The 24,835-nt window shown below is 51.7% G+C and carries 26 protein-coding genes and 1 pseudogene; 13 read left to right on the forward strand and 14 right to left on the reverse strand.

Translation table 11 applies throughout. The features are described 5' to 3' along the window. Positions 1-34: 34 nt before the first annotated feature. The 9 genes and pseudogenes from psiB to SK53_RS22080 all read left to right on the forward strand — a co-directional run bounded on the left by psiB (position 35) and on the right by SK53_RS22080 (position 4,595). Positions 35-457: a conjugation system SOS inhibitor PsiB gene (gene psiB, locus SK53_RS22040; protein ID WP_120784901.1), complete on the forward strand. Its 423-nt coding sequence runs from the start codon at positions 35-37 to the stop codon at positions 455-457. Beyond that, positions 457-1,188 carry a plasmid SOS inhibition protein A gene (locus SK53_RS22045; protein ID WP_048210051.1) on the forward strand — a complete coding sequence of 244 codons (732 nt, stop codon included), beginning with the start codon at positions 457-459 and terminating at the stop codon, positions 1,186-1,188. The genes psiB and SK53_RS22045 overlap by 1 nt, the downstream gene beginning before the upstream one ends. Next, positions 1,179-1,409, forward strand: coding sequence for a hypothetical protein (locus SK53_RS22050; protein WP_045891847.1), 231 nt, complete (start codon positions 1,179-1,181; stop codon positions 1,407-1,409). The genes SK53_RS22045 and SK53_RS22050 overlap by 10 nt, the downstream gene beginning before the upstream one ends. 229 nt (positions 1,410-1,638) lie before the next feature. After that, positions 1,639-1,749, forward strand: a pseudogene (locus SK53_RS23995) (DUF5431 family protein); the annotation flags it as partial. Next, positions 1,697-1,819 (forward strand): type I toxin-antitoxin system Hok family toxin, encoded by a 123-nt coding sequence (locus SK53_RS22060; protein ID WP_176483648.1) that lies wholly within the window; start codon positions 1,697-1,699, stop codon positions 1,817-1,819. The pseudogene SK53_RS23995 and the gene SK53_RS22060, both read left to right, overlap by 53 nt. An 877-nt stretch (positions 1,820-2,696) precedes the next feature. Then, positions 2,697-2,969 (forward strand): DUF905 family protein, encoded by a 273-nt coding sequence (locus SK53_RS22065; RefSeq protein ID WP_045891937.1) that lies wholly within the window; start codon positions 2,697-2,699, stop codon positions 2,967-2,969. A 45-nt stretch (positions 2,970-3,014) separates the two neighbouring features. Beyond that, positions 3,015-3,374 carry a hypothetical protein gene (locus SK53_RS22070; protein WP_045891845.1) on the forward strand — a complete coding sequence of 120 codons (360 nt, stop codon included), beginning with the start codon at positions 3,015-3,017 and terminating at the stop codon, positions 3,372-3,374. An 87-nt stretch (positions 3,375-3,461) separates the two neighbouring features. Next, complete coding sequence (locus SK53_RS22075; RefSeq protein WP_048210052.1) at positions 3,462-3,725, forward strand: hypothetical protein; 264 nt, start codon at positions 3,462-3,464, stop codon at positions 3,723-3,725. Between the two features lie 39 nt (positions 3,726-3,764). Beyond that, positions 3,765-4,595, forward strand: a complete 831-nt coding sequence (locus tag SK53_RS22080; RefSeq protein WP_032650540.1) for an N-6 DNA methylase — start codon at positions 3,765-3,767, stop codon at positions 4,593-4,595. An 18-nt stretch (positions 4,596-4,613) separates the two neighbouring features. On the opposite strand, the gene SK53_RS22085 is transcribed toward SK53_RS22080, so the two are convergent. Beyond that, a complete protein-coding gene (locus tag SK53_RS22085; protein ID WP_369794051.1) occupies positions 4,614-4,841 on the reverse strand; it encodes an XRE family transcriptional regulator in 228 nt (75 codons plus the stop codon). A gap of 783 nt (positions 4,842-5,624) precedes the next feature. Here SK53_RS22085 and SK53_RS22090 point away from each other — a divergent pair. Together SK53_RS22090 and SK53_RS22340 are read left to right on the forward strand one after the other, a co-directional pair. Beyond that, positions 5,625-5,867: a hypothetical protein gene (locus tag SK53_RS22090; RefSeq protein WP_048210053.1), complete on the forward strand. Its 243-nt coding sequence runs from the start codon at positions 5,625-5,627 to the stop codon at positions 5,865-5,867. Positions 5,868-5,948: 81 nt separating this feature from the next. Beyond that, positions 5,949-6,515: a DUF5983 family protein gene (locus tag SK53_RS22340; protein ID WP_053070177.1), complete on the forward strand. Its 567-nt coding sequence runs from the start codon at positions 5,949-5,951 to the stop codon at positions 6,513-6,515. A gap of 91 nt (positions 6,516-6,606) precedes the next feature. Here the strand turns inward: SK53_RS22340 and SK53_RS22100 are convergent, their stop codons facing one another. Then, positions 6,607-6,915: a hypothetical protein gene (locus SK53_RS22100; RefSeq protein ID WP_048210054.1), complete on the reverse strand. Its 309-nt coding sequence runs from the start codon at positions 6,913-6,915 to the stop codon at positions 6,607-6,609. Positions 6,916-7,145: 230 nt separating this feature from the next. Here SK53_RS22100 and mobA point away from each other — a divergent pair, with 230 nt between their 5' ends. Then, positions 7,146-7,481, forward strand: a complete 336-nt coding sequence (gene mobA, locus SK53_RS22105; RefSeq protein ID WP_048210055.1) for a plasmid mobilization protein MobA — start codon at positions 7,146-7,148, stop codon at positions 7,479-7,481. A gap of 21 nt (positions 7,482-7,502) precedes the next feature. Next, the gene (locus SK53_RS22110) at positions 7,503-10,202 is read left to right on the forward strand and encodes a relaxase/mobilization nuclease domain-containing protein (protein ID WP_048210056.1); all 2,700 of its coding nucleotides are present in this window, start codon (positions 7,503-7,505) and stop codon (positions 10,200-10,202) included. A gap of 66 nt (positions 10,203-10,268) precedes the next feature. On the opposite strand, the gene SK53_RS23700 is transcribed toward SK53_RS22110, so the two are convergent. From SK53_RS23700 to SK53_RS22160, 12 genes are all read right to left on the reverse strand, one after another. Then, positions 10,269-10,472, reverse strand: coding sequence for a hypothetical protein (locus SK53_RS23700; protein ID WP_123839396.1), 204 nt, complete (start codon positions 10,470-10,472; stop codon positions 10,269-10,271). 222 nt (positions 10,473-10,694) lie between these two features. Beyond that, the gene (locus SK53_RS22115) at positions 10,695-10,979 is read right to left on the reverse strand and encodes a hypothetical protein (protein WP_048210057.1); all 285 of its coding nucleotides are present in this window, start codon (positions 10,977-10,979) and stop codon (positions 10,695-10,697) included. 143 nt (positions 10,980-11,122) lie between these two features. Continuing rightward, the gene (locus tag SK53_RS22120) at positions 11,123-11,392 is read right to left on the reverse strand and encodes a hypothetical protein (RefSeq protein WP_048210058.1); all 270 of its coding nucleotides are present in this window, start codon (positions 11,390-11,392) and stop codon (positions 11,123-11,125) included. 72 nt (positions 11,393-11,464) lie between these two features. Next, positions 11,465-13,765 carry an F-type conjugative transfer protein TrbC gene (gene trbC, locus SK53_RS22125; protein WP_075262556.1) on the reverse strand — a complete coding sequence of 767 codons (2,301 nt, stop codon included), beginning with the start codon at positions 13,763-13,765 and terminating at the stop codon, positions 11,465-11,467. Positions 13,766-13,768: 3 nt separating this feature from the next. After that, positions 13,769-14,965, reverse strand: coding sequence for a thioredoxin domain-containing protein (locus SK53_RS22345; RefSeq protein ID WP_053070178.1), 1,197 nt, complete (start codon positions 14,963-14,965; stop codon positions 13,769-13,771). 52 nt (positions 14,966-15,017) lie between these two features. Then, positions 15,018-16,226 carry a secretion/conjugation apparatus DotM-related subunit gene (locus SK53_RS22135; RefSeq protein WP_048210059.1) on the reverse strand — a complete coding sequence of 403 codons (1,209 nt, stop codon included), beginning with the start codon at positions 16,224-16,226 and terminating at the stop codon, positions 15,018-15,020. Between the two features lie 311 nt (positions 16,227-16,537). Then, a complete protein-coding gene (excA, locus tag SK53_RS22140) occupies positions 16,538-17,170 on the reverse strand; it encodes a plasmid IncI1-type surface exclusion protein ExcA (RefSeq protein WP_048210060.1) in 633 nt (210 codons plus the stop codon). 60 nt (positions 17,171-17,230) lie between these two features. Next, positions 17,231-19,393 carry a DotA/TraY family protein gene (locus SK53_RS22145; RefSeq protein ID WP_048210061.1) on the reverse strand — a complete coding sequence of 721 codons (2,163 nt, stop codon included), beginning with the start codon at positions 19,391-19,393 and terminating at the stop codon, positions 17,231-17,233. Positions 19,394-19,450: 57 nt separating this feature from the next. Then, positions 19,451-19,993 (reverse strand): conjugal transfer protein TraX, encoded by a 543-nt coding sequence (gene traX, locus SK53_RS22150; RefSeq protein ID WP_053070179.1) that lies wholly within the window; start codon positions 19,991-19,993, stop codon positions 19,451-19,453. Further along, complete coding sequence (gene traW / locus SK53_RS22155) at positions 19,990-21,192, reverse strand: conjugal transfer protein TraW (protein ID WP_048210062.1); 1,203 nt, start codon at positions 21,190-21,192, stop codon at positions 19,990-19,992. Before traW ends, traX begins: the two co-directional genes overlap by 4 nt. A gap of 12 nt (positions 21,193-21,204) precedes the next feature. Continuing rightward, a complete protein-coding gene (locus SK53_RS23705) occupies positions 21,205-21,642 on the reverse strand; it encodes a hypothetical protein (RefSeq protein WP_156174860.1) in 438 nt (145 codons plus the stop codon). A gap of 131 nt (positions 21,643-21,773) precedes the next feature. Further along, positions 21,774-24,827, reverse strand: coding sequence for a conjugal transfer protein (locus tag SK53_RS22160; protein WP_048210063.1), 3,054 nt, complete (start codon positions 24,825-24,827; stop codon positions 21,774-21,776). Between the last annotated feature and the right edge of the window lie 8 nt (positions 24,828-24,835).

Consider the following 24,835-nt stretch of genomic DNA (forward strand, 5'->3'; position numbering starts at 1 on the left):
GCCGCCCTACGGGGCGGCAATAAGGAGATACCTGATGAATATGCCAAACTTTAAGCTTTCCTCCATGATCGGTGAAGATTTCGAAACCTGCCGCGCCGCTGGTTACTCCTATCGCCGTGAGATGACACACGCTGTTATGGGGGCACTGAGTGCGCCTGCAAACTGGGATGTTAACGGGGAGTATCGTAGCGAGTTCGGGGGCTTATTTCCCGTGCAGATCCGTTTTTCACCCACTCATGGCCGATTTGAAGTGGTTCTGTGTAGTCCTGGTGAGTTTAGTCAGGACTGGATCATGCTGTTGGTCTGGAGAAAAGGGCAGGAAGTATCCTGTATCCGCTCATGCCCACAATTTGACGCTGCTGTGATAAACCATGTGCTGAGCCTGACCAGCAGGCTGGACAGTGATGGATACTCAATATTCGATATTCTCTCAACGCTGCGAATGGAGGTGGCCTGATGATCCCTCGTCACCTTTCTCTTGTCACGCAACTGCCGGAGCGTGAGGCAGCGTTACGAGCCATTATTGCCGTAGAAGAGGGGGGCGGGCGGTACGGAAGCCGACACCCGCAGCCATATCCCTATGCCAGAGCATTTTTCCGGTTCCTGAGTGGTAGCAGTAAAATTAGCGGAAAGGCGATCAACCAGGTGCGCGGGGCGTACTGGCTGAAGGGGGATAAAATTTCTCTGGCCCGATATGAAGAGGCGTTTGACATACTGATCAGTAGCCGCGGTCGCCTGTGTTACCCTCCGCTCGGTACCGACATGGTGCAGAACCTGTTTCCGGAGCAGGCGTTCAGCATCAAAGAACGCCACACGCAGCGGGAAGTGCGCGAGGATAATCTTTATTCCCGTCAGGAATCACGGCGACACCGTGAAAAGGAAGAGAAATACCAGAACCGCGTGGGGCAGGCTGAAATCGACCTGGCATTTCAGACACCGGAGACACTGCGCGCATGGTATGAGTTCTGGTCCCAGCAGGATATACGGGACTATGACATCCAGCGAATGTTGTGGGCGTGGACGGAACGCAGCCCGTCACTGTCTCATCTGGTGAAGGCTTACTACGACCGTGCGCATGAGATCGTACTTGATGTACATGATGTGGCGGAGTCTTCGACACCGGCGGAAAAAGAGCTTGAACGGTGGATGGTACCAAACAAAATTACGCTGAGGTCGGTATGGCCGTAAGAAACAACCCGTGGAAAACAGAGCTGAAGGTTGCCCGCAGCCAGCGTAATAAGCTGAAAACCATGTCGGAAAAGCTGAAAGACATGTGCTGTGAGTGGGACGGGTTAAGCGGCTGGCTGGAAACAGAAAGTGAGCGACTCGCAGAAAGCATTGATCAGCATCTTGAGGCGCTCGACGAACAGATACACAACTGGTCCACAGGCAGAAGTGATCCTGATTAAACCTGTCAAAGGTGACGATTTATCCAGTAATCAGTCTGTTATTCCTGGGCAGAATCGGCTCGTCGGGATATAATGGCGATGGCGCTTGAGGCTTTTTGCCTCATGACGTGAAGGTGGTTTGTTGCCGTGTTGTGTGGCAGAAAGCAGAAAGCCCCGTAGTTAATTTTCATTAACCCACGAGGCCCCCTGTATGTCTCAACAACAACAGTATGGCCTCTTACCGAGCTTAATGCAAGGAGGAGTAAACCATGAAACTGCCGCGAAGTACCGTTATCTGGTGCGTACTGATAGTGTGTCTCACACTGCTGATATTCACTTACCTGACGCGGAAATCGCTTTGCGAAATTCGCCTGAGGGACGGACAACGGGAGGTCGCTGCAATTCTGGCTTACGAATCCAACGGTAAGTAGCAACCTGGAGGCGGGGGAAACCCCGCCTTTTCAGGGCTGAGTTGGTTTGACATGCCTGAAGCGCCTTTATGAAGGGGTTGCCGGTTCGCCGGTAGCCCCTTTTTCCATCCCGACGCGACCGCACGCCTGAACTTCCGGGACGGACCGTACCCCTGCGGGGGCGGGGGAAGCGGGGCGCGCCTCCGGCGCTGCCCCTCTGCTCCGTCTGGTATGTCCTCGCTCAATCACTCAATTCCTGGCTGCTGTTAATTCACACTGTTGCGATTAGTCTGCTGAGGCTGTGCTTCAGGCTGGACTTTTCCGTGTGCCTCATCCTGTCTGTTTTGATCGATTTCCTGCTGGTTAGTTCTCTTCGCTACAGTTCCGTGATGGCCAGAGCCAGAAAGACGGGCAGGGCAATGGCCACCTTCGGCTCCTGGCCCGCGTGGCGGTCCAGTCGTCGAGCCCCACTCCGCCAGGCAGCTGCTTACGCACCAGCCAGTCTCCGCCGAACCCGCAAGCGGTTTCGGGCTATCGCTAGGGTCTGATGGCAAAGGTCAACAGCTGCGGCTTCTCCGGCCGTACCGTCCGGAACGCCTTCACCGCGTCGGCGAAGCCGTCGCTTTAATGGCGCCACGCCGTTCCGACGTGTCGGGTGTGTGCATCCTGTTCGCCCGCGTGAGCCCATCCCCCGTGTGTCCTCACGCGGAGGGCTGGTCGTAGCACCGTCAGGTCGTCATCCAAAGGGTTAAGTGAACGCCGCCAAAACTTTTTGCAAGGGACTGCAAAAACTTTTGTCTGCGCCCTTTTCCTGCCGCCCCGCCGTCGCTCCTTTGCCCTTTGCCGCGAGAGAACTCACCAGGGAGATGGGCAACCATCACCACAGGAGAAAACCAGGATGCACACACGAAACGTCAACGTCAAAACCGCCGCTCAAGAATCTTCCAGGAAGATGGAGGAAGAACAAAACCCTGTTTCTGTCGCGCAGGAATGGGTGGCACAGGCCACTGCGCTGAAAGCGGGTGTCACTGTCACCGTGTCTGAAGTATCCCGATACGGCGATGTGCAGGTGGAAATCCGCACCAACGGAACGCTTAACTGGCGCGCCTGGTCGTTTGAACCGGATTTTCTTTTTGATCTGAAACGCAACCTGCAATACGTACAGCAGTAACCCCACGCCGGATATCCGGCATGTACTAATAAAAGGAGATAAACCATGCATTTACACACGACTGATTCTTTCGCTTCTCTTGATTCCAGCGCCAGCGCTGAATCTGAAATGGCCTACTGGCTGAGCCGCGAAAAGTCCGCACTGATCGCCCCCGTGGAAATCGATGTGAACAAATTCCACGATGCGGCGGGAATGCACCCACCGATGATCAACTGGCGTTGTGATACCGCGCAGGACACTGAAACCTTCATGCTGGCAGAGATGATCTGTATGAACGTGACGGACATTTTTGTCCGTATTGGAAAGCGTTATTTCCGCGTACGTGATTACAGCAACCTGAATCACGCCGATATCGTGGAGAAGGTGAAAGCAGCATTCAGCCCTGAGAACCAGAGCCAGAAATGAAAAAAGCAGGCTTACGCCTGCTCCATCCACGCCGGATTTGAGCGATTCCAACGAAAAAATCCGGCCTTCACCAAAAGGAACAAACCCATGCAATTCAGTGAAGTTTCGATTGTTACACCAACCGCCCTCTATGTCCAGATGCAGGAGGCTCAAAACACGCCCGTGAAAAAGCAGGTGCGTATCAAACGCGGTGAAATTGCCAGCAATGCCCTCAGTCCGGAAATGCGGGCACTGGGGCGTCATATTGCGCACTGCCGGAAAAAGGGGCGATCAGTACGTATTCCCGCCATGCGCGGGAGCGAGTGGGGTCATGTGCTGCGTACGCTTGAACTGAGCCGCGCCTGTAACTGACAACAACGCCGCCCCCGACGGGGCGGCAGGAGAAAAGCCATGACCCAGATTAGTTTTGCCGATTTCTTCAATGAGACAAAAAAGCGCGGAGCCGCCCGCCCTGTCGTGCAGGCGGCTCCGGCTGTCCAGTCCGAGCCAGCCCTCCCGCGCCTTATCAGCATCGACACCGCGCGTAAGCAGTTTATCAGTCTGTTTAACCAGACTGCCCGCCACCTTCACCGCTGGGATGTATTCAGCGATTTTGTCAGACTTGCCGCGAGCGAACTGGATATTGCGCGGGTGAGAACGCCAGAGAACGCGGAAAATTGCCGGAAGATCTGCGCGCGATACGACGCTGACGATATCCGCAATTTTCATGAGTTGTTCCGCCTGATGGTGTGTGCGCTGGAGGCTAAATTCCATGACTTCATCGGCTCAATTTTTATGGAGCTTGAGCTGGGGTCGGGAGGTATGGGGCAATATTTTACCCCCTATTCTGTCCAGTCAATGATGGCCAGAATGCTGGTTTCCGGCATTAAAGAGACGGTCACGCGGGAGGGTATCGCGACGATAAGCGATCCGGCCTGCGGTTCGGCAGGAATGATTATTGCCTATGCTGAATGTCTGCTTGAGGCTGATATCAATCCGTCCGCGCACCTGTTCGCCAGTTGCATCGATATTGATCCGGTTGCTGCCGATATGGCATTTATCCAGTTGTCTCTTTTGGGGATTGCGGCGGAGGTGGTGACAGGGAACACGCTCACGATGCAGTTCAATCGTGTACGTTATACGCCTGTGTACTATCTCAACGACTTTGAAGCGAAGCTGAACACTCAGCGCAGACTTAAAGCCATGATGGACTTTATGCGCGATATATCGAAAGCCGCCTGATAAGGGCAGGGGAGGTGCTCAGCGCCTCCCGATGAGTCCAGCTGCGCCGGTTAGTGTCTGGATCATGGTAATTATCTTTTCTTTGGTGGTTTTCCGGTGTCCGAAGGAAGGAACAGCAGCAGCGATAGAAAGTGTCACGGTTGCCAGCTCTACTACCCGCGATACCTTTTCCGACTTCTCGTAAACTTTCCATGTTCGCAGGCTGACTCCAAGCTCTTCGGCCGCCCTGTCACTGCTCCAGTTCATACCTTTTCGCCATAAACGAAGTTCGTAACCCGTCATTTTCTGATACCTAAATAAGTGCAGATTCTGCACTTATTTTAGTGTTTTTTTTGTGGGGAAGTACATATGAAAAAAGTGCAGATTCTGCACTTTTATGAATTTTTTTTGTGGATTAATTTGATGCTAAATGACGACGAAAAGCATGTCGTCAGGACTGACATCTGGGTACCTTCGGCTCCCCGTCGCTGCCGGGTCGTCGCCTGCACTTCGCGTGGTGGCCGTACGCCCACCGCGCTACGCGGAGCCGCACGCGTCTCCGTCCTGACGGATAGCAAGCGATACCTTAACCGATCCCGCTTGCAGCTGCCGTTCCGGCAGCGCCGCTCCCACTGACCGCCACGGCGGTCGCAAGGGAACGCCGGATTAACCGGCGCATTCTGCCGTCCTGTCCGTTTCTGCCGTGAAAGCCTTTCATTACTTATGCACTCTGACAGAGCGCCTCTGTTCAGCAAGGGACGCTGACGCTTTCCGTCCAGATTTTTTCTCGCAGGCTCCAAATAATCTGTCCTTCACCCCTGCTTTCCATCGTCACCCTGTCAGGGCATTAGCGTAATGAAGGCATTTCCCTCATTGCAAGAAAACGGAAAAGGACGACGGCAGAAAAGGCCGGGTGGCCTGCAAGATTTACGTCGTAAGACGCGCAGGATATTGCCGAAAGACTGGCAATAAAAAAGCAGGGCGGGTGCCCTGCCTGTTTACACGGGCTGCTGTAACAGCTCGTTATCACAATGACTCTGAGGAGGCACTATGAAAGACCAGTTCATCGTCGCATGTCGCGAATACTTTGTAAAGGAGCGGGTTAAAACCCGTCATCCACGGAAAACCCGCGAAACGTTGAAACCAGACGCTATCGCGCCACATCTGAAACAACTGGGGACATCACTTGTCCGTTGCGGGCGTATTCATAAACCGATCCATATTCCAGCACTTAACGGGGCTGAATGGGATCACGTTCTGAGTACCATTGAGCTTTCCCGCGCGTACGCCTGATAATCACAGCCCTGCAATGGGGCGGAATTTTATAACACAGTGCCGGAATATTATCCGGCACATTTTTGAAAGGAATGGAACATGCCTCACTACATTTCCCGCGCGCCTCATGGTGTCACCTGCATTCGTCTTGATAACGGTGATGAAGCTCTCTTCGTTAATGGAGAACTGATTTACTCATGTAAAGCCAGTGAACTATATCCGCGTATTGTTGCATCAGGTTTGAACCTGTCAACCGCACTTAGTTTGCCATTTAAACAGCTTACTGCTCAGGTTCCTGATAACCCTCACTGGACGTGGGAGGATGTTACTGCATCGCTCGGATGGGGGCAGCGCATTGAACTTAATTACAAAGTTTTGCGTTCTGTTCTGGAATGTAGTCTGAGCCATATTACGCGGAGGGATAGCGAGATTCTGAGCGAACTATGTCACGCAGAGTATGAAAGCGAATGGATACATGAATCGGATCTGGGTTTCATCATTCGTGTTGATGCCGTCAGCTATCCGCTTCTCGCTCTGAAACGTCATGGTATTTCAAAAGCGGCTAGAATAGTGATTTACACTGCCATGATAAAGGCTGACATCAGCATGGTTCATTTTACTTCATGGGGAGAAATGCTGGCAGACGTTCCGACGTTCGAATGGTAATTTCTACATCGTCGCCCTTCTTACCTGGCTGAAAAAATATTTCAGCCAGGTAAGAAAAATATCAGTACATCATATCTTCAGGATGCAGGAATTATTTCGTTGGTGATGACGAATTTCCTGGCGTCGACCTGCGATTTTTACGGGCTGGTTTGTTTTTATCAGCATCACGAACGATTTCACGAAGTGCTCTCTCACTGATTTCATACCCCGTGGTTTTTAGTGTCTCTTTAAGGTCTGAGACTGTGTAACCTTTCGTTTTGACCAGTGCTAACAGGTCATCACGGATTGCATCCAGAAATTCCTTTTGTGATTTGCGTTGAGATGTCAGATCCGGTAATCCAGCCAGTGCAACTTTTGCCAACTCGATATCTTCATCTGAATAAAATGCCTTCTTACTCATCTTCTTGCCTCTTTAAGAATATTGTCATCCAAATCATAACATTGACCACTGAAAAGTGGCAGTGTTCCGCACTGCCTATGCCGTCAAATCGCCACTAGGCGAAACAGTCAGCGAAGCGTATAATGGCTCGAAAGACGGGACAGGATGTGCATTTGTAATACCGCGCACGCACGATATTACAAATGCCACCTGGTCAGGGCTCCGCCCCGACACCCGAGTAAGGAGCACATATGAGCGACAAAACATCCCGAAGGGGAAGTGATAAACGGCAGAAAACCGTAATCAAGACCCTGAGATTCACGCCGGATGAAATCGAAGAGATTGAACAGAAAGCGGAAGCAGTAGGGCAAAGCGTATCGGCTTATATCCGTAACGCTGCGATGAACAGGAAAATGATTTCACTCATCGACGACAGCTTTATGACCGAGCTGTTAAGGCTGGGGAGACTGCAAAAGCATCTCTTTGTTGAAGGGAAACGAGTGGGGGATAAGGAGTACTCCACGGTCCTTGTCGCAATAACAGAACTGTCGACAACGCTCAGAAACAAACTCATGAACAACGATTAGCACGGAGAAAAGTACAACATCATGATCCCGGTTATTCCACCGAAACGACAAGACGGCAAGTCCTCCTTTGGGGACCTGGTGTCGTATGTTTCTGTTCGTGATGAACCGCGCGATGATGATTTAATGGAAGCCGTGATAGCTTCCGGTACAAAGCCAGAAATGCCGCACAGCAGTCGCTTTTCCCGTCTGGTTGACTACGCCACTAAGCTGCGCGATGAGTCGTTTATCTCGCTGGTTGATGTGATGCCTGACGGCGGGGAATGGGTGAATTTTTACGGTGTGACCTGTTTTCACAACTGCACATCAATTGAAAGTGCAGCAGAAGAAATGGAGTTCTCCGCCCGTAAAGCGAAGTTTGCCCATAACAAAAGCGACCCTGTATTCCACTATATTTTGAGCTGGCAATCTCATGAAAGCCCGCGCCCGGAACAGATTTACGATTCGGTCAGCCATACACTTTCCCGTCTCGGTTTAGTCGGCCATCAGTTCGTTGCTGCCGTTCACACTGACACGGATAATCTCCACGTTCACATCGCTGTAAACCGCGTACATCCGGAGACTGGTTATCTGAACCGTCTTGCTTACAGTCAGGAAAAACTGAGTAAGGCCTGTCGTGAGCTGGAGCTCAAACATGGCTTTTCGCCAGACAATGGCTGCTATGTGATTGCCCCTGATAATCGTATTGTTCGTCGTACTTCTGTTGAACGCGATCGTCAAAGTGCATGGAAACGTGGTCGCAATCAGAGCCTGAGAGAATATATCGCTGACACGGCAATAGCTGGTTTACGGGAGTCACCTGTTACCGACTGGTCTTCTCTCCATCAGCGTTTTGCGAAAGAAGGTCTGTTCCTGATAAAGGATAGCGGCGAGATAAAAGTGAAGGATGGGTGGGACAGTGAACGTCCTGGCGTTACGCTTTCCGCGTTTGGTCATGCTTTTGATACCGATAAACTTACTCGTAAACTGGGTGAGTTTGTTCCCCCTGCACAGGACATTTTCTCGCGAGTTTCGGCTGTCGGTCGCTACGAACCAGACAAGATTATTATGCCGTCTCGCCCTGAACGGATGACAGAAAAAGAATCCTTATCGGACTATGCGACCGCACGTTTACGTGCGCCGCTGATTGCACTTGATCAGGATCCAACGCAACGAACCATACAGTCAGTGCATACACTTCTGGCCCAGTCTGGACTGTATCTGAAAGAACAGCATGACCGTCTGGTTATCTGTGACGGGTATGACCCAACTCGCACACCTGTCAGGGCGGAACGTGTGTGGCCTGCACTAACGAAGGCTACTCTGGACTCGTATAAAGGAGGCTGGCAGCCGGTACCGAAAGACATTTTCCAGCAGGTTCCCCCTGCGGAACAGTTCACCGGCGGCGGTCTGGAAGCCACCCCAGTATCCGATCGGGAATGGCGAAAACTGCGAACAGGTTCGGGCCCGCAGGGGGCGCTGAAACGTGAGATTTTCTCTGATAAGGAAAGCCTCTGGGGTTATGCGGTTTCACACTGCCGTCAGGACATTGAGATGCTTATCGGCAGTAAACAATTTTCCTGGGAACGCTGTCATGAGCTACTGGCTCGTCAGGGGTTACTGCTGATGCGCGAGCAGCAGGGACTGGTCGTGATGGACGCTTACAATCACGAACAGACCCCTGTAAAGGCCAGCCACGTTCATCCTGATCTGACGCTTGCGCGTGCGGAACCTCATGCTGGTTCGTTTGTTTCGGTGCCGGCAGACATCTTTGAACGTGTTAAGCCGGTTAGCCGTTACAATCCGGAACTGGCCGTGAGCGACCGCGATATTCCTGGTATGAAGCGTGATCCTGAATTGCGTCGCCAGCGCCGTGAAGCGCGCGCAGCTGCGCGAGAAGATCTGAAAGCCCGTTACGCTGCCTGGCGGGCTAACTGGCAGCGGCCTGATTTGCATGGACGTGAACGTTACCAGGTGATTCATGACGAATGCAGGATGCGTAAAGCGCGCATCCGCATCGAACATCGTGACCCTCTGGTCAGGAAGCTGCATTATCATATTGCAGAGCTTCAGCGCATGCAGGCACTAATTACTCTTAAAGAAGCCATGAAGGCTGAACGAGCTGAACTTATCGGGCAGGGGAAATGGTATCCGCCGTCTTACCGGCAGTGGGTGGAAGCTGAAGCGGTGAAAGGTGACAAGGCTGCGATATCGCAGCTGAGAGGATGGGATTACAGGGATCGTCGAGGTAATGCGGTGAAATCCACGACAGACAGCAGATGTGTTGTAATCTGTGAGCCTGGTGGCACGCCGATGTATTCCGGTGTTCCTGGTCTGCAGGCTTCACTGAAGAAAAATGGACGCGTCCAGTTCCGTGACCCGGAGACCGGTCGTCACATTTGTACCGACTATGGCGACAGGGTAATTTTCCGAAACACCGGCGATTACGATGCGCTCAAGAGGGATATGGTCAAGGTAGCGCCGGTGCTCTTTAGCCGTTCTTCTACCGTCGCGATGGCACCGGAAGGGAATAATGAGCAGTTCAATACAGCATTTGCCAAAATGGTGGCATGGCACAACGTGAACCACCGTGATGACGATGAATATCAGATCTCGCGGCCGGACATCGACCAGGTACGTGTTGAAAGCGAGATACGCTTTGCTGAAATGACGAACCAAGGGAGTAATACAGAAGCTGTGGGCAATGCGCCAGAATCAAACTGGAAACCACCTTCACCGTTATAATCATTCGGGGATCAGATGGAATTTAGCCCGCAGATAAGAAATAAAAAAGGCCGCAGATGCGGCCTTTTAAACTTTTAGTGGATGTTTTATGTCATAACAAGCGACAACGCCAGTGACTACATGGAACGCAAGCAATACATAGGCAAAGCCGCATGATGTCCAGAAGACAGCAAAACTATCATCAGCACCTATGAAAGAAGCGAAAATAAAGAATAACTGAAGTGAGCAACCTGCAATAGATAAAACCAGTGTCTGTTTAGGAATGTTCATTCTCTGCCCCCTCTTTTATCAATCATACTTATCAATCTCCCGTACAGCCAGCAGAACTGGACAGAACAACCTGAACGTCCAGCGTGGTGAGAGGATTACGTAACAGACAGGGTTTGCCAGCAGTTCTGCGACCGGCTACGCATCCGGAGAGGAAAATACGCCAGCATTTTTGAGCATGGCCGCGCAGCTGCAGCTGACAGAATGCCAGCAATTCTACAGGAATTAATTACCGGAAATACATTCCTCTGCTAACTTGCGAGAAATGTCTCTGAGATAAGCGGGATCGTTCTCAAGATGAAAATCTTCCAGCTTCATTTTCTTACAATCGGCTTTCATCCAGCTCGTAAGCTCATGGATATTTGATAGCGTATTCTGGTCATCTGGTGAAAGTGTCGTCATGTTAAGAGGCATAATGCCAACAACCAAAGCAATGATAGCGGCTGTACCTGTTAGCCCAAGCAGTGCATTCAACAGCCTGGATTTTCTATTAATTATATTTAATGGCATGACCACACCTCCGTATTTCTGTACACGAATTATACTAGGCCAGATCCCGCACAGCCAGCAGAACTGGGCAGAATGACTGTTGTGTCTAGGTGGCGCGGAGAATTAAACGAGGGGTGTAAAAAAGGCCGCTTTCGCGGCCTTTTTTAGTTAAATGCAATGCGTGGGACTACTTCCCATTCCGCGTGGTCATTCTTTAAAACACATTTGTATTCCGAACCGTCATGTTTTATCTGAAGCCCGACGGTATAAAGCTTTTCGCCATCGGAGCAGGCGTACGCCTTCTGCTGGTTCGTGAGGAGGATGTTGCGGATTTCAGTTAGCTGCGCCACGGCATCGGTGTCAATAACGGGTTGGGGCGCAGCAGCGGCAACGCATGAAAAACCAAAGAGGGCGGCGAATAGTAGCTTCTTCATTTCATTTCCTTCTGTGCTATATCATTTTGTTTATCGGCAGCGGTTCCTGAAACACGACGATTTTTTTATTTATCACTCTGGCCACTCCATATCTGGGTGCGGTGAACCAGGCTGTTTTGGAGAGATAAATGGCTCGTTTCGATACCTGGCTGGAGGAACATAAGCCGGTTGCGGGAGTGTCAGCGTCCTCAATATCGCATCTGGAGCCAACTTAATTTCTTCTGCGTTTACTTCCGTCGATTCCGATTCAGGCTTATTGAGCGTGATGTACCGAATTGTTCGTTCTGCCATAGTGGTGGTTCTGATGATCTCCAGCGCTTCTTCCCAGAGGTTTTCCTCCCGTCCGCTGTGGTTCATGTCATATTCTGTCATCAGATTGTGCGCTTCCTGTCTATTGGCCAGACGCTGCTGAAAGGTATCGATTATCTTCCAGGGGGCAGCTCTGGCCGCCTTACGCCGACGCGACGGCTTTTCTGTCAGAACGCCAATGATTTTGCTGACATTCTCCGGTGCAGGAAGACGGCGCTGCGCGGTTCGTGGGACAAGTTTACGTAGTTGCTTAAGGTTCGGTGGATTAATCGTGATGTATCGATTGATAATGACGGGCGCATTGCAGGTTTTGTCCTGAGACTCGATGTAGAAGGAAGCTCCGGGTACCGGATCGCCCTGAAATACCGTGTAGTTCTCACCAGGCTGCAGCTTAATCAGATCCTGCACATTGATTTTGTTCTCCATCTGGATATTGATGTGGTCGCCATCGATCCAGGAGGTTCCAATGATACCATCCTGCCGCTGCAGACTGACCATGTTCGCCCGGGCTTCCTGTCCTGCTGCATTACTGATTGTTCTTGCCGTCTTATCATCACTCACGATTTTTCCGGCGACTTTGGTGCCGGCGTTCTGCATTAGGGTTGCAACGTTGGCCGCCGAAGTCTGGTTTTCAATGCGTTCCTGGTCCTGGCTCATCATGATTAGCGCGAACTCCAGGGAACGTACCTGCGTAGCCTGAACGGCAATACGCTCAGTGTAGTAGGCTCCCACCTCATCGAGATAATTCATGTAGGGAAATTGGCCTTTGTATTTAGTGATTTCGAGGGCTTCGGAGTCCAGTCCCTCCAGCTTGTGTCCAAGATCGCGGGCCAGGATCATGCTCTGCTGGGTAACAAACATTCTCCCCAGTGCAGAGGTTGTGTGTTGAGATGTGTTCATGGCCGGGATCAACACCAGGAGGATGCGGTCGCTGTGAATACTATCGCGAATATCGATGTCGCCGGCATCCTCAGCGAAGATATTGCCGAACGTCTCGGTGAAGGTGTTGAAGGTTTCCAGAAACTGACCCGTCAGGTAGCTGTGCTGCTTACGCGGCTCTTCTGTCCAGGCTGAAGGCTGTCGCACGGTGGCCATATCGAAACCAGGTACGTCTACCAGATAATTATAGAGGGGAGAGACAGCTTCTTCTGGCCACTGATCATCTACGGCACGGCAGTAAAGCCCGGCCAGTTTTTCCAGCGGCATAAACTCGCGCAGCAGCTGCAATGACATGGTTTTGTTTTCACGGACACAGTAAAACTTTGTACCAAAGACCAGCGCCTTGTTCATGGCAATCGCTCTGGACTGCCATTCTCCACCTTGTACGTTGGTCGGCAGCATTGATTGCATCGTCTCAGCAACAAAGGCCTCAGTGCTATAGCAGAAGGGGTTCCACTGGTGAGACTGCGGTCGACTTTTATCTCCGTTCTGGATCATCTCGCTACGGGACATGCCGCTGTTCATGAAGTTGATGTACTCCACATCATCCTCACGCCCAAAGCGGCGGGCCAGATAGTAGCAGGTGCGCGCCGTGTCGTTCTGCGCCTTGCCGTCAACAAAGGTGAAGCCACGTCCCCAGCAAAATGAATTGAGCATCCACGCATAGATGGTTTCGGTTTTTCCGCCACCGGTCGAAGCAAAGAACATCACATGCCGTGTCAGATCATCGATGGTGAGCCACAGCTCTCGTCCGATATCATTCATTCGCTTATAGCCCATGTAGAATATCCCCTTACCTTTGCTTTCCTGCGTTGTTTCATACTGAAACAGTGAGGGAAACACTCTGAACAGACTGCGTCGTACCTTCCTGTCTTCAGAGGGGTCTACTTTATTAAGGTGGACAGGCATTCGCATTGGCATACGCCAGCGGTGGGTACCGAAGCTGATGCTGGCCACGATGGCCAGCAAAAGCAAAAGCGGTATGGCTAGTGGCCAGATAAATCCCGCCACCACACTCCCTGCCATAATTCCAGCATATAGCAGGTGGTCTCGCATAAGCTCAAGAACAGGGGAGTTCCAGGCATTGCGCTTCATGAGCGCCTGATTAACGGGCGTATTATTCATGGGTTACTCCTGGATACTGAGGGAACTCACAAAACGGTCAACCTGTTCTGGTGACATTGGATCGGTAATTTTCAGGAAGTGAGCAATTTTATCCGGTGCGTCCAGCATGCCTGTTGCCAGGCGAATGCCTGAGTCGGTCAGTACTGTCGGCGTACCTGAAAAACCGAATGTGCGGAAACCTGTATCGTTTACGGCCACAACGGCTTGAGCCGACGTTGAACAGTCTGAGCTAATCAGTGGAGGTGTTGCCTGACCCGGAACCTGCAAACCTGCGTCCGGTCGGAAAAGCTCGCTCCATGCTACAGCACGCGCTGTCTGGTCCTTCTCGCACAATACCGGGACGATCTTCTCTACGGCATCGCCGCCGTCATTGACAACTGAGACAGGGAAAATAACCACGTTGTAATGCTGTGCCAGTTGTTCGATTGCCGGCTCCATACTTCTGCAGACAGCACAGGTTGGATCGAGGAATGCATACAGCGTACGTTCATGGCCAGTTGACAGCTGGATGGTAAACAGACCGCGATCGGTACTGCGCTTCAGGATGTCTACCATCTTCTGTCGTGCTGACTGTTCCGTCGCTTCTGTTTTTACTGGAGTGGGCGGTATTACCTGTGCCGTTGCTGTCTGCAGTGCTTCAGAAGGGGAGTCCGGTAAAGATTTATGACTTTCCTTCATAATATTCTGCATGTTGTTGGATTCAGCCTGCGCAGCCTGGCTGACTGTATTGCCAGTCGCCGGCGGAACAGTCATTTTGGGTTGTCCCTGAAGAGCAGCAGTCTGCCGTGGCTTAACAGAGGGAATCGTGTCAGGCCCTGCGGGGTCCGTCACTTCAGTGCTACCAACAATGAGTGAAGAATGGTTGCCTGTTCCCATTAGCCATAACGAAGACGCGATCAGCGCACCGCCAACAAACAAGGCAAGGGCTTTAATTCGCCGTTTTATCGCTACCTTGCTCTGAGTTTTGAGTTGCATTGCTATGGTGTTGAAGACTTCGACCGCATTGTGCATCGGGTCATCAAGAAGCGTCACGGCTTCTGTTGAATACGCATAAAAGGCAATGAGCTTTTTATCATGAATGGCCATGCGCTGTGGTTCTCGGAAGATGAGCAGGGCCTGCGGAACGCCGTGCCCATGTTGATGTAAAACCACAATGGTGTCGTTAAAACGAAAGGTGGTGTAGGTACTTTCCTGCGACATAAGGAGACTCCGATAGACTGTAGGTTAATTAGTGTTAGAAATGTGCGGATTTTCAGAAGATGGAATCGTCGTCGCCTCCCGGGCGAGAGATGACATCTTCCGTCAGTGACCAGTTGGTCCGGATGCGACGCTTGCGATCGCGGTCTGGCTGAGGTTCGTCCCAGATTAGCCCCAGGGACAGCATATCGATGCGCAGTCCCTCAATGGCTTCATCGACGCAGGCTTGCGGACAAGGCAATCCGAGTCGGATAGCCTCACTTTCGGTGCGGGTGACGGCGACGATACCCGCTCCTTCAATAAATCCTTTGGTGGTGTTTGCCCGGTGCAGGGCATAGAAGAGGGTGCGGTCCACTCCCTTGAGCCATAACCAGTTAGGCGGTGTCAGCCGTAAATCATGTGCGTACAGCCAGACCAGGCCACTTCTGACGTAACGGTGCTCATTCAGCCACTGATTCGCACCTTCGCTCTGGATGACGCGCTTAAAGGCGGTTCTGGCCAGTGCATAGACCGGTACTGAGAATTTCCCCTTATCACGGCGACTTTTGAGACGGCAGGACCGGTTCAGTTCATCCATCAGGGCTTTCGCTGCCGGGCGATCGTCCAGGAAGAACTGAAGCCCGAAGATTGCGAACAGCGCTTTTTCGTGTGGAGCAAGGCTTTTCCATCCATTCAGCGGGCGCCCCAGCTGTGCCATGAAAACAGCCCGGCAGCTGGCAACATCGAGCTGCATGTTGCTGATGAGTTTATGCTCTTCTGCGAAACCCTCTGGACTTTGTGCCGGACGTCTTTCCGGACGACGTTTATCCAACAGGAGGCGAGTGGCATCTCCCTCACTAAGGATGGGTGCAATTGCAGGGGAAATGGCTTCCATGGCGAACGGCAGCGTACTGATGTTGAGTACCCGTCGTGTTTGCCAGTTGCGAGCCGGATGGCGTAACCAGCTCCATAGGGACGCAGTGGACAGAGGAATGAGGAATATCATCAAGATCCCCGTCGTTTGCTCCATCACGTTGATCCACTGATCGTACGTAACGTATTCGGCATTATTGGCGGTGACTGCCAACAGGTTATAGCGCGGTGCGGCCCAGGTGTGGAAAGGTCCAAAGTCAGCCATGCCCCACAGGATATGCAAAATGAAACATGACCAGTACACAAACTCGGGAAGGTACAGCCATGCGACAAGCAGAACCATAATGCCCAGGATGGCGAGGGCACCGAGAAATTCAAGCGGGTCAGTCGTTCCCGCGCGAGCGGATGTCATGAAAAAGCTCCCTAAATAAAAACGATGAAGGCTAACTGAATAAAAGAGGGCATTAGTGGCTGAGCTTACGGAAAGTCAGCAAGGGTATTTTCTGATTACTACGGTAGGCGATATTATATTGATTGATTAAACATTAAGTTATTGAGGATCTGATATGGATCTCCTTTATTTGGGCGGAAGTCAATAAGGAGGGGTAGTGTGCCATTTATCATTATTAGCTGTTTTAGTGAGAATATTTAGTGCAATGATCTGCGCTAATAAAAATAGCCGGTAATTAAACCGGCTATTTATTGGAGGGTAGTAGATGTCTCTCAGGCAAGAACGGGAACTGGCAGTCCTGTCAGGGCTTCTATCTCGGCACGTTTTTTATTCACAACATCATTGAAGTTAAAGTCATAGCTGTATCCTTTATTGTTCATTGCATGCAAATGGTTAGCAATATTGGATGCAGCACCGGTATCGATAGGAATCATCGGCAGCGATGTGAACTTTGTGAACAGACGCAACTTAGAATCTTCAACTTCCGTACGTGTCAGGCTATATGCATCGAAGCCAATGACATCCATGACGTTGCCTGGGTAGATTCGAACGTACAAAAACGTTCCTTTCTGAAAGTCGAAACCCAGGTAGGTACTCTGCCAAAAGAGCCAGCCTTCAGAGTTACTTTCCGGCTTGAAAAGTCCTGTTTCCTTGATTTTCTCAATAACCGCAAACATCTTTTTTTTGCGATTATTCGCTATTCCGTAATTTATGATGAAAGGAGCGAACAGCATAAACCAAAGGCTAAAGAGAAAAACATAGTCACTTCCAGTAACATAGTCCCCACTTGCTACGTATAGAGTAAATAACGGAGCAAGTAAAGCCAATGTAATAACCCCAAACCGCAAAAAAAGAGTTCTGACTACATAATATGGAAGCCACCATTTAGGGAATCTATCTTTCACAGTTAACCCTCCTTAGATTTTTACTCAATATTATAGCACTACTGGATAGATGTCCACATCTCAACTTTTAATTCCGTCGTTATTTGCTTCGCCGGGGCCATTCATGGCCTTCGTATTAACTCCAGGCGTATGGCGTATATTTCTCCCCCCGGCTACAAACATATCTTTTACTGAGCCAGCCATGCTGCCAAGGGTATTGGCTGCATCCCTTCCGCCTAGGAATGAAATCACGTAGTCCGGTAGATATGCCTGTAATGCAAACATACTGGATACTAGAGCTGTACACAGACGGGCATAAATCATTAAGAATCCAACAAGACTGAAAACACCGGTCAAAGAGTTTGCCTGAACGTTGACAAGGGCGGCTCCGAACAATGCGTGTAAGATTGTACCTACAGCAATAATTGCGACAGATGCGAAAAAGAATCCAAATACCATCAGGGTTGGTCGTATCATGGTGTCGATCAAATAGATGTAACCGTATGCTGCGCGGCTACCTCGATCCTGTGATGTACCCAGATGCGTAGCTCCCCATAGAGGGCCAGCAGCGCAGCCAACAAGAACGCTGACAATCCAGTTTCCAATCCCTGTCATCCAGAAAATGAATGGGATAAATGGTAAGTAGATTGATAAGGTAAACCCAGCCGTGAACATGAGTAACAGAAGGAAGTATACTGCTGGAGATATAGCATCCAGACCTTTATTAATCCCGCTGACTGTGCCGGTGGATAAATCAAGCGCTTTACCTACCAGGCTTCCTTCCCCCGCAGCTGCAATGATTCGAACAGCGGTGTATGCAGTTAATGTGCCTTCGGCAGCTCCCAGCGTGTAATCTCCAACATTTTTCATCTTAATAAGCGGGTTCACTTGTCCATTTACAGAGCCTGTACCACTTAATGAAGTTGCTAAGAAATTGGTTAACCTTTGCATAGGCCCGGCGACAGTTTTCATGAAATAACTATTTGGGTCATTACCATCTACTGCCGTTTGCTCATCGTTTGAGATAGTGGTCCCCAACGCTGGACTGTAACTCGAATTCTGCAATTGAGTTCTGTATGCGCTCATTACCGCATTGAACAGATCTCCGCTGCCCATTTCACCAAGAGAGGACATCCCACTGGTCGCCGGCGCGCGACTGGCAACTTCAGTCAGGCGTTGGTTAGCCGTTGCAAAAGTCTGATACCAGGCGCCGAGAGCCGCCCAGCCGTATGTTTCGAGGTAATTACTGACTGCATCCTGAATGCCATTTTGCTCACTCTGTGCTGGCAGCGCGCGCTGTACCGTTTGTTCATAGTTGCTGGCAGCTCGTTGAATACGTGTTTCGATATCCGGGAGTGTGCCGTTACCGTTTGTTCGCTTATTCATAAATCCTGTAACAAACTCGCTGGCCGCACTGTCCATATCCTGAATCATTGCTTCCATAGCTTTGTTCTGTGCATCCACGACTTCACGGGTATCGCTGTTACTGAAGGGGTTAAAGAAGCTGCCGGATCCAGACGATGAGTCCGATTTCTGTTGTTCCGGTATCGTCGCCGTACCACAAACAGCACTGCCGTTTGTGACCCGATACGTATAATTCCCTCCAGACGAACCTGATACTTCCGTCATTCTGGTAGTGGTCGAGCTGGCCGTGCTGCTGTAATCGTCCAGCGCTGTATTGATCGCGTATTTACACAACTGCATCTCAAAAATGCCGCGTGCAGAAGTGCGGGTCGAGGCTTGTGTGGGCTGAACAGTCAGGGAGTAGCCGCTGGCAATATCGCTTGCAGCTTTGGATACCATCAGGTTGGCTGAGCCCACGCCCATAATCGATGCGCCCCAGAGGATGATGAGCTGTGACATGCTCCAGCCATTGGCGGTTGGGATAATCATCATAAATCCCGAAACGGTGCTCAGCGTGCTGGTGATATCGCGATCCCCACTGAATACCTTTCCCTGATGCCCCGTTTTATTGATGTGTTTTAGTCCAATAATCACAAACCACACGACGGCAAGTACGGCGATAATTCCATTAAACAGAGCAAACAGATTCCCGATCATCGTGGTACTACCGGCGGCAAGAGGATCCAGCACCACGTCGCCGAAAATAGTGACCAGAGCCTGTCGGGAGAGATCCTGTGCATTGGTCGCAGCAGATACTATGTCATCGTAAGTGACACCTGCGCGTGCCGGGATAACAGGTATAAACAGCCCTGCACAAAGCGCACGAAAGAAATTTTTCACGGTAACTCCGGATAAAACATGAATGCCGGGATGGCGATGGGAGACAGAGGAGAGCCGTTATTTTCCGAGAATGGCATCTCGTACGGCATGTGTTTCCTTCCTGAAATGCTGGAAGGTGCCACCTTCAGCAAGACTCACGCGTCGGTTGCGTAATTGCCACAATCTGTAGGTAACGATTAGTGCTTTTGACCACGCTACGCCAGCGCCTGAAAACAGTACTACACAGGTGCTGATCTGGTGTGCAGTGATACTCCCACCGATAATGAATGGCGTCAGTGCTGCAAGCGGAACTGGTATAGCCATAAGCCAGAACAACACTCGCCAGCGCCGGCGCTGGCTAACATACCCCTTATCGAGTTGTTCGGGGGTACACCCGGATTCAGCAACGGCTTTTTCCCAGTCAGGAGATGCTGGCGGTTCGTCGTCGATATTGAGCTCCGGAAAGGCATCACGCATTCGCTCCAGATTACGTGATGTCATGTGTCGGGCTGATCGCAGAAACCACTTCGTTTCCTGCAGGGGCAGAAATATGCTCAGCAATCCGCGGGTGATACGACCGGGGAGTCCTTTTTTCGGGGTGACTGTTTTTTCAGATGTCATTTGGCTGCTCCCTGGTTCATAGCAGATTCGAGTTGTTTCAGGCGCGGGGCATAGGACTGACGGGCAAATGCGGCGAGAAGCTGGCCGTCGATGACGTTCCCTTTGCGCAGCAACTCCTTAATGTCGTTAAGTTGCCAGTTCATCTGGGCCGTGGTGCGGATGAGTTCACGCGTAAGGTTATCCCCGTCCATTTGCTGCAGATCGGACAGATATGCTGTATTGGCATATCGACGCCCGGCCTCAAACGATTCAAATTCTCGCTGGCTCATGTAGCCCTTTGCTTTCGCCTCCGGAGAAGCCACATCATCAAAATACTGAGCTGCGGAAGGTGACTGTAGTGCTTCTTTCAGAGCATCACGGGTTGTTTCGCTGGGCTTACTGTCAGCAATCAGCGAGAGCTGAGGCTCAGAGGCGGCATCGATAATACCGTTGTACTCGTTGAGTAACCCTACATACGTGCGTCCTGTTACGGTACTGACTTCACCTTTTCCAGGTGTACGGCCTGCCGATGGGCGAGACGTGTTTTTCATGTAGGCCATTGCGGCGTCGGTTTGTTCCTGTGACCAGGAAAGTGCCGGTGCCAGCCCCTCTGGTCCTGCACCGCCATAGATAGAGCGTACCTGGCTGTCACCACCAGGCATCTGGCTAACGGCAGGGCAGATACCAGTCCCGCCAAAGCGGTCATATTCTGCTGCCGTACAGTACGCAGCATGTACGTTCGCACCGTCAAAAGCATCGCGTGCCTGTTCCTCTGATGCAGTGGAAATCCTTTTACGCACTGCTGAACTGGAAACACCTTTGCCGGATGATAGTTTTGACGCAGTGCTGCCTGACGCACTTTTACTTTGTGCTGCCACGCCGGAGGCAGAATCACTGCAGATTGAATCCGGGACCGAGAAACTCTGTCGAGCTTCTTCCAGACGTTGGGTTTCATTGTTGAAAATCATTTGCTGACGGGTGGCCTGCCCATCCTGATTGATCAGGGCACCGATCTTGTCAGCATTCTGTGTGATGGCAGTGCCGGTGGCCTGCTGCATCTGCAGTATTTCGACCAGTGTTGCCTGGATGGTGGCCATCTCAGGCAGGACTTGAGTGGTAATCGGAACGCTGGAGTTTACGTTGACCGTTAAAGCACTGGCAACAGTGGGAAGGCTGGACGCGATGGCCAGCGCCAGCGCAGGGAGATGACGTTGTATCATGAAATTCTCCGTTTATTTGAGCGGGGTAAACACGTCAGGAAGGCGGGCTGACTGTGTGCCGGGAGCGAGGGCTACCAGAGGGAAGGTCTGAAAGCGTCTGCTGATTCGTCCTTCCCGGCTGCGGGTGTCTATGATTGTCAGCCCACGACGCGCGATGCGAGCGTGAGCTGAAGGGGTGATATCCAGTACCGGCCAATCTCCCGGGCTGAGCTGTGGGGTATCTGACCACTCCGGCCATAGCCAGGTATCATCACTTAGCACCGTCCCTGTAGCTTCAGGCAGCAGCCACTGGACCACATGACGCGATTCCCGCACCGGTTCGCCTGGTTCATTTACCTGCCAGATGGCCGTCGTGACCAGCTGGCGTGGTTGAGCGTTAAGCGCAAGAAGCAGGCCACAGGCTTCTTCTCCTGCCCGACGATCGGTCGCGTACACAGCTCGTGAGTTCACTGCGCTGTCTGTTCGGAAGTGTCGGGACGGTAGTACAAACTCCACACCATTAACATCAATCATCAGGCGGGAAAGTCTGACCTGACCCTTTACCGGGCGGCGGCAGCGTGGCGTCAGATGAATGGAACACATCAAAGGTCATACCCCAGTTCGTTAATCATTTCTTCTGCCATCAGGTCGATGACGCCCTTATCGCCACGGACGCCACTGTTGCGCTCTCTGTACTCAATAAGTTTTTTGGCTGATCCGCGTGGAAACTTCTCCGCCAGCAACTGACGGGCACGGGCTGTACCTATCGTCCCTGAAAGATTTCGTCGTAGCGCGCCGTCTTTTTTGTCTGAGTTAAGTGACCACAGCTCAAGCGGGCCAAGTGTGAACCGGACAATCCGAGCCAGCGTGCCCTGGGTCGTGCGCATCATACACAGCATCGGTACGCCACTGCCGTCTGCAGCAGGACCAGCAGGCATACGCAGGAACGCATGAAGATTGTGTTCGGGGATCTTAAAACTGTCCCGTAAAAGGGGAATGTCTTCCTGACGGAAGCGCAGCAGCCAGAGGGTGTTGGCAGAATCGAGCAGGCTTTTAGGGTAATCTGTTAGGAACTGTGTACTCAGCACCGTGCGGATACCAAACTTACGCTGTTCCCTGTCCTGCGTATCCAGCGCTTCGAAGATGAAATCAATGCCCTTGACGTTGTGCAGTTCGTCATAGATTTTGGTTTTCATTTCGCTGTCGAGCTGGTTAATACGCCGCATAATACCCGGAAGATAGGCTTCCGGGAGCGTTTTCAATACTTCATCCTGGTACTGAGGCAGCGTAAAATCACCTGCTGTGATATGGCCGGCGAAGAGGAACATAATGCCGGTTTTCAGTCTTCCTGCCGGGGTCTTATCGCCAGCGACGTTATTTAAGTCTACAGCAATAATGCGTGTGTTCGGGTTCAGCGCAAAACGCGTCCGGCTGGCCATCATTGGATAGTCCTGTCGGGCCTGAATCATGCAACGCTCAATGTACTCCACCAGGGGCTCCTGTGAGCCGTTGCGCTGTATTCTGCCAAAACTCTCCTGAATCACTTCACTTCGGAGTAAAGCAGGCATATCAGCAAGTTCTGGTACAGCCTGATAGTGCGCCCGCTGAGCTGCGGATAACTGTCCACGTTCATGCAGGAGATCACGCACTTCGTACCATGGTGTCGCGGTCCACCACTCCTGATCGTGTTCATCCCACAATCCGGATGATTCAAGCGCCGCATCCACTTCTGGCTCTACGTTTGAACGGAACATATTTGGCTCAATACCACTGCGCATGTCATACGCCAGATCAATCAGGCGGTTCACTATCTGCCGGGTATCGGTCGGGTTAGGGGGCGTCCCTTTATCCGGTTCGATACAGAAGGCTGTCAACATGGACGCGATGAACTGCTTCTCCGGCGTCACTGGCTTTCGGGCACCGTACAGAATATCGAACACATTCCGTGACTTAGACGGATCGTTACTGAGAATAATACCGACTGCTTCGTCCTTGCGTTCTTCCGGCAGACTGTCACGTATCAGCTGGATTAACCCCATAGCGCTGAATCCTTTGTCGATATGCGCCACATAAGGAAGTGATACCTGGGCGGAAGATACCTGTATTTCCGTCAGGGTATTAATCAGTACCGACTTACCAAGACCTGAATCGCCCGGGGCTAGCTCGGTGTGCTTGTTCTGGCGTGACGAACCCAGTCCTACTTCCCAGGCGCAGCCGTCTTCCGTGTGCAGCATCAAATTACCTTCCCCGCGCCAGACAGAACCCGGTCGATTGAAGGGCAGCATAGAAAGTGCATGCGTGAGTGGCGGATAAAGCGGAATGGGACCTGAGCCTGCTGATGCGGCCAGCATGGTATTGACCCATCCCCGACGCGGGTCACCGAAGGTGGTGGTCGTGCTGCAGACTCCCCAACCTTGCAGAGCTGATTCAAGCAGCATCTGATTACGGGTGCATATTTCACGGGTACGTCCCCAAGTGGAAGCCACAATAGTCATCACGCAAACCGGGTCGCGTTCATCCGTTTCAGCCAGCTGTGTGAAGGCGTCGTAAAGCGGACGAATGGAGGGAATAAATTGTCCAAATGATGAAACAGTTTTTTTCCAGCCCAGCGCTTTCATTCCGCCCGGCATGATGTCGATCCGTATACGCCAGGGAACGGCACGTGGAACCAGCTTAACCAGGTCATTGAAGGGGCTGGGATGCTGAGGCGGCAGCGTCATGGCTACCATGCCGTGCCATAGCCCCTCTGCATACACCAGATTACCTTCTGTTTTCGGTGTGCAGCCAAATACCTGAAGATTCAGGAAGGGAGCAAGCAGAGCTGTGGCGTCACCATCCTGATGCGTGCCCGATGGCGCGGCCTTTCCAGGTAGCGCCGGGCGCCATGCTACTGATGTGCTGTTGCGTGCTGTTTCACGTTTGATTTCGTTGCAGAACTCAGGCACGTCGAGCAGGCGGACAAGCAAGCCGTCTCCTCCGCGTACGAGCGCTTTTTCAAGTGTGGTGATAAAGCTGTCATGCCGGATCTTCAGACCAGACATTTGCCAGCGCCAGGGCTCCTGGCCAAAACGCGTGACAGGCGCTTTATCTTGAATGGCCCGAACGGTAGCGTTGAAATCGGTTCTTTCCTGATGGCTCACCAGGGTCGGTGAACTCCAGACGGCAAGCCAGCATCGCTCACGGACAAGCCATGGGGATATTACGTTCACCTTTTCATTGAGCAGGTCATCTAGTTGGATGCCTATGTGCTGAATGGAACGCTTTTGCGGGGCGATCATGGCGCTGACTTCGTCACGCCCTTTTTCCGGGTCACGTTCAAAAATGAAGGCCAACTTGTGTCCAATATTTTTCCATGTGGTGCTGAGTGTGGAAGCGAGGTGCGCAATCATTCCTTCAAACGCATCCGGGTGGTCGGCTGAAGCTGTTTCTGACAGTTCACGCAATGCCCCGGAAATCTCGAATACCGAAAGGTAATAGCCATGATGGGTAACGCCAATATAAGGCGCTTCCAGCCAGGGTCTGAGCTCCAGGTCTTGTTTGTCCAGTCCAATCACTGTGCGAATGTCGCAATAGTCGACAAAGTCAGCAGAGACGGCGAAACGGGAAAAGGTGTTCATAACGTCTTCAATGGCGAAGACAAGGCGGTTGATATTCATAGCAGTGA

This window comes from Enterobacter sp. MGH119, from assembly GCF_001037675.1.
Classification (GTDB): domain Bacteria; phylum Pseudomonadota; class Gammaproteobacteria; order Enterobacterales; family Enterobacteriaceae; genus Enterobacter; species Enterobacter hormaechei_C.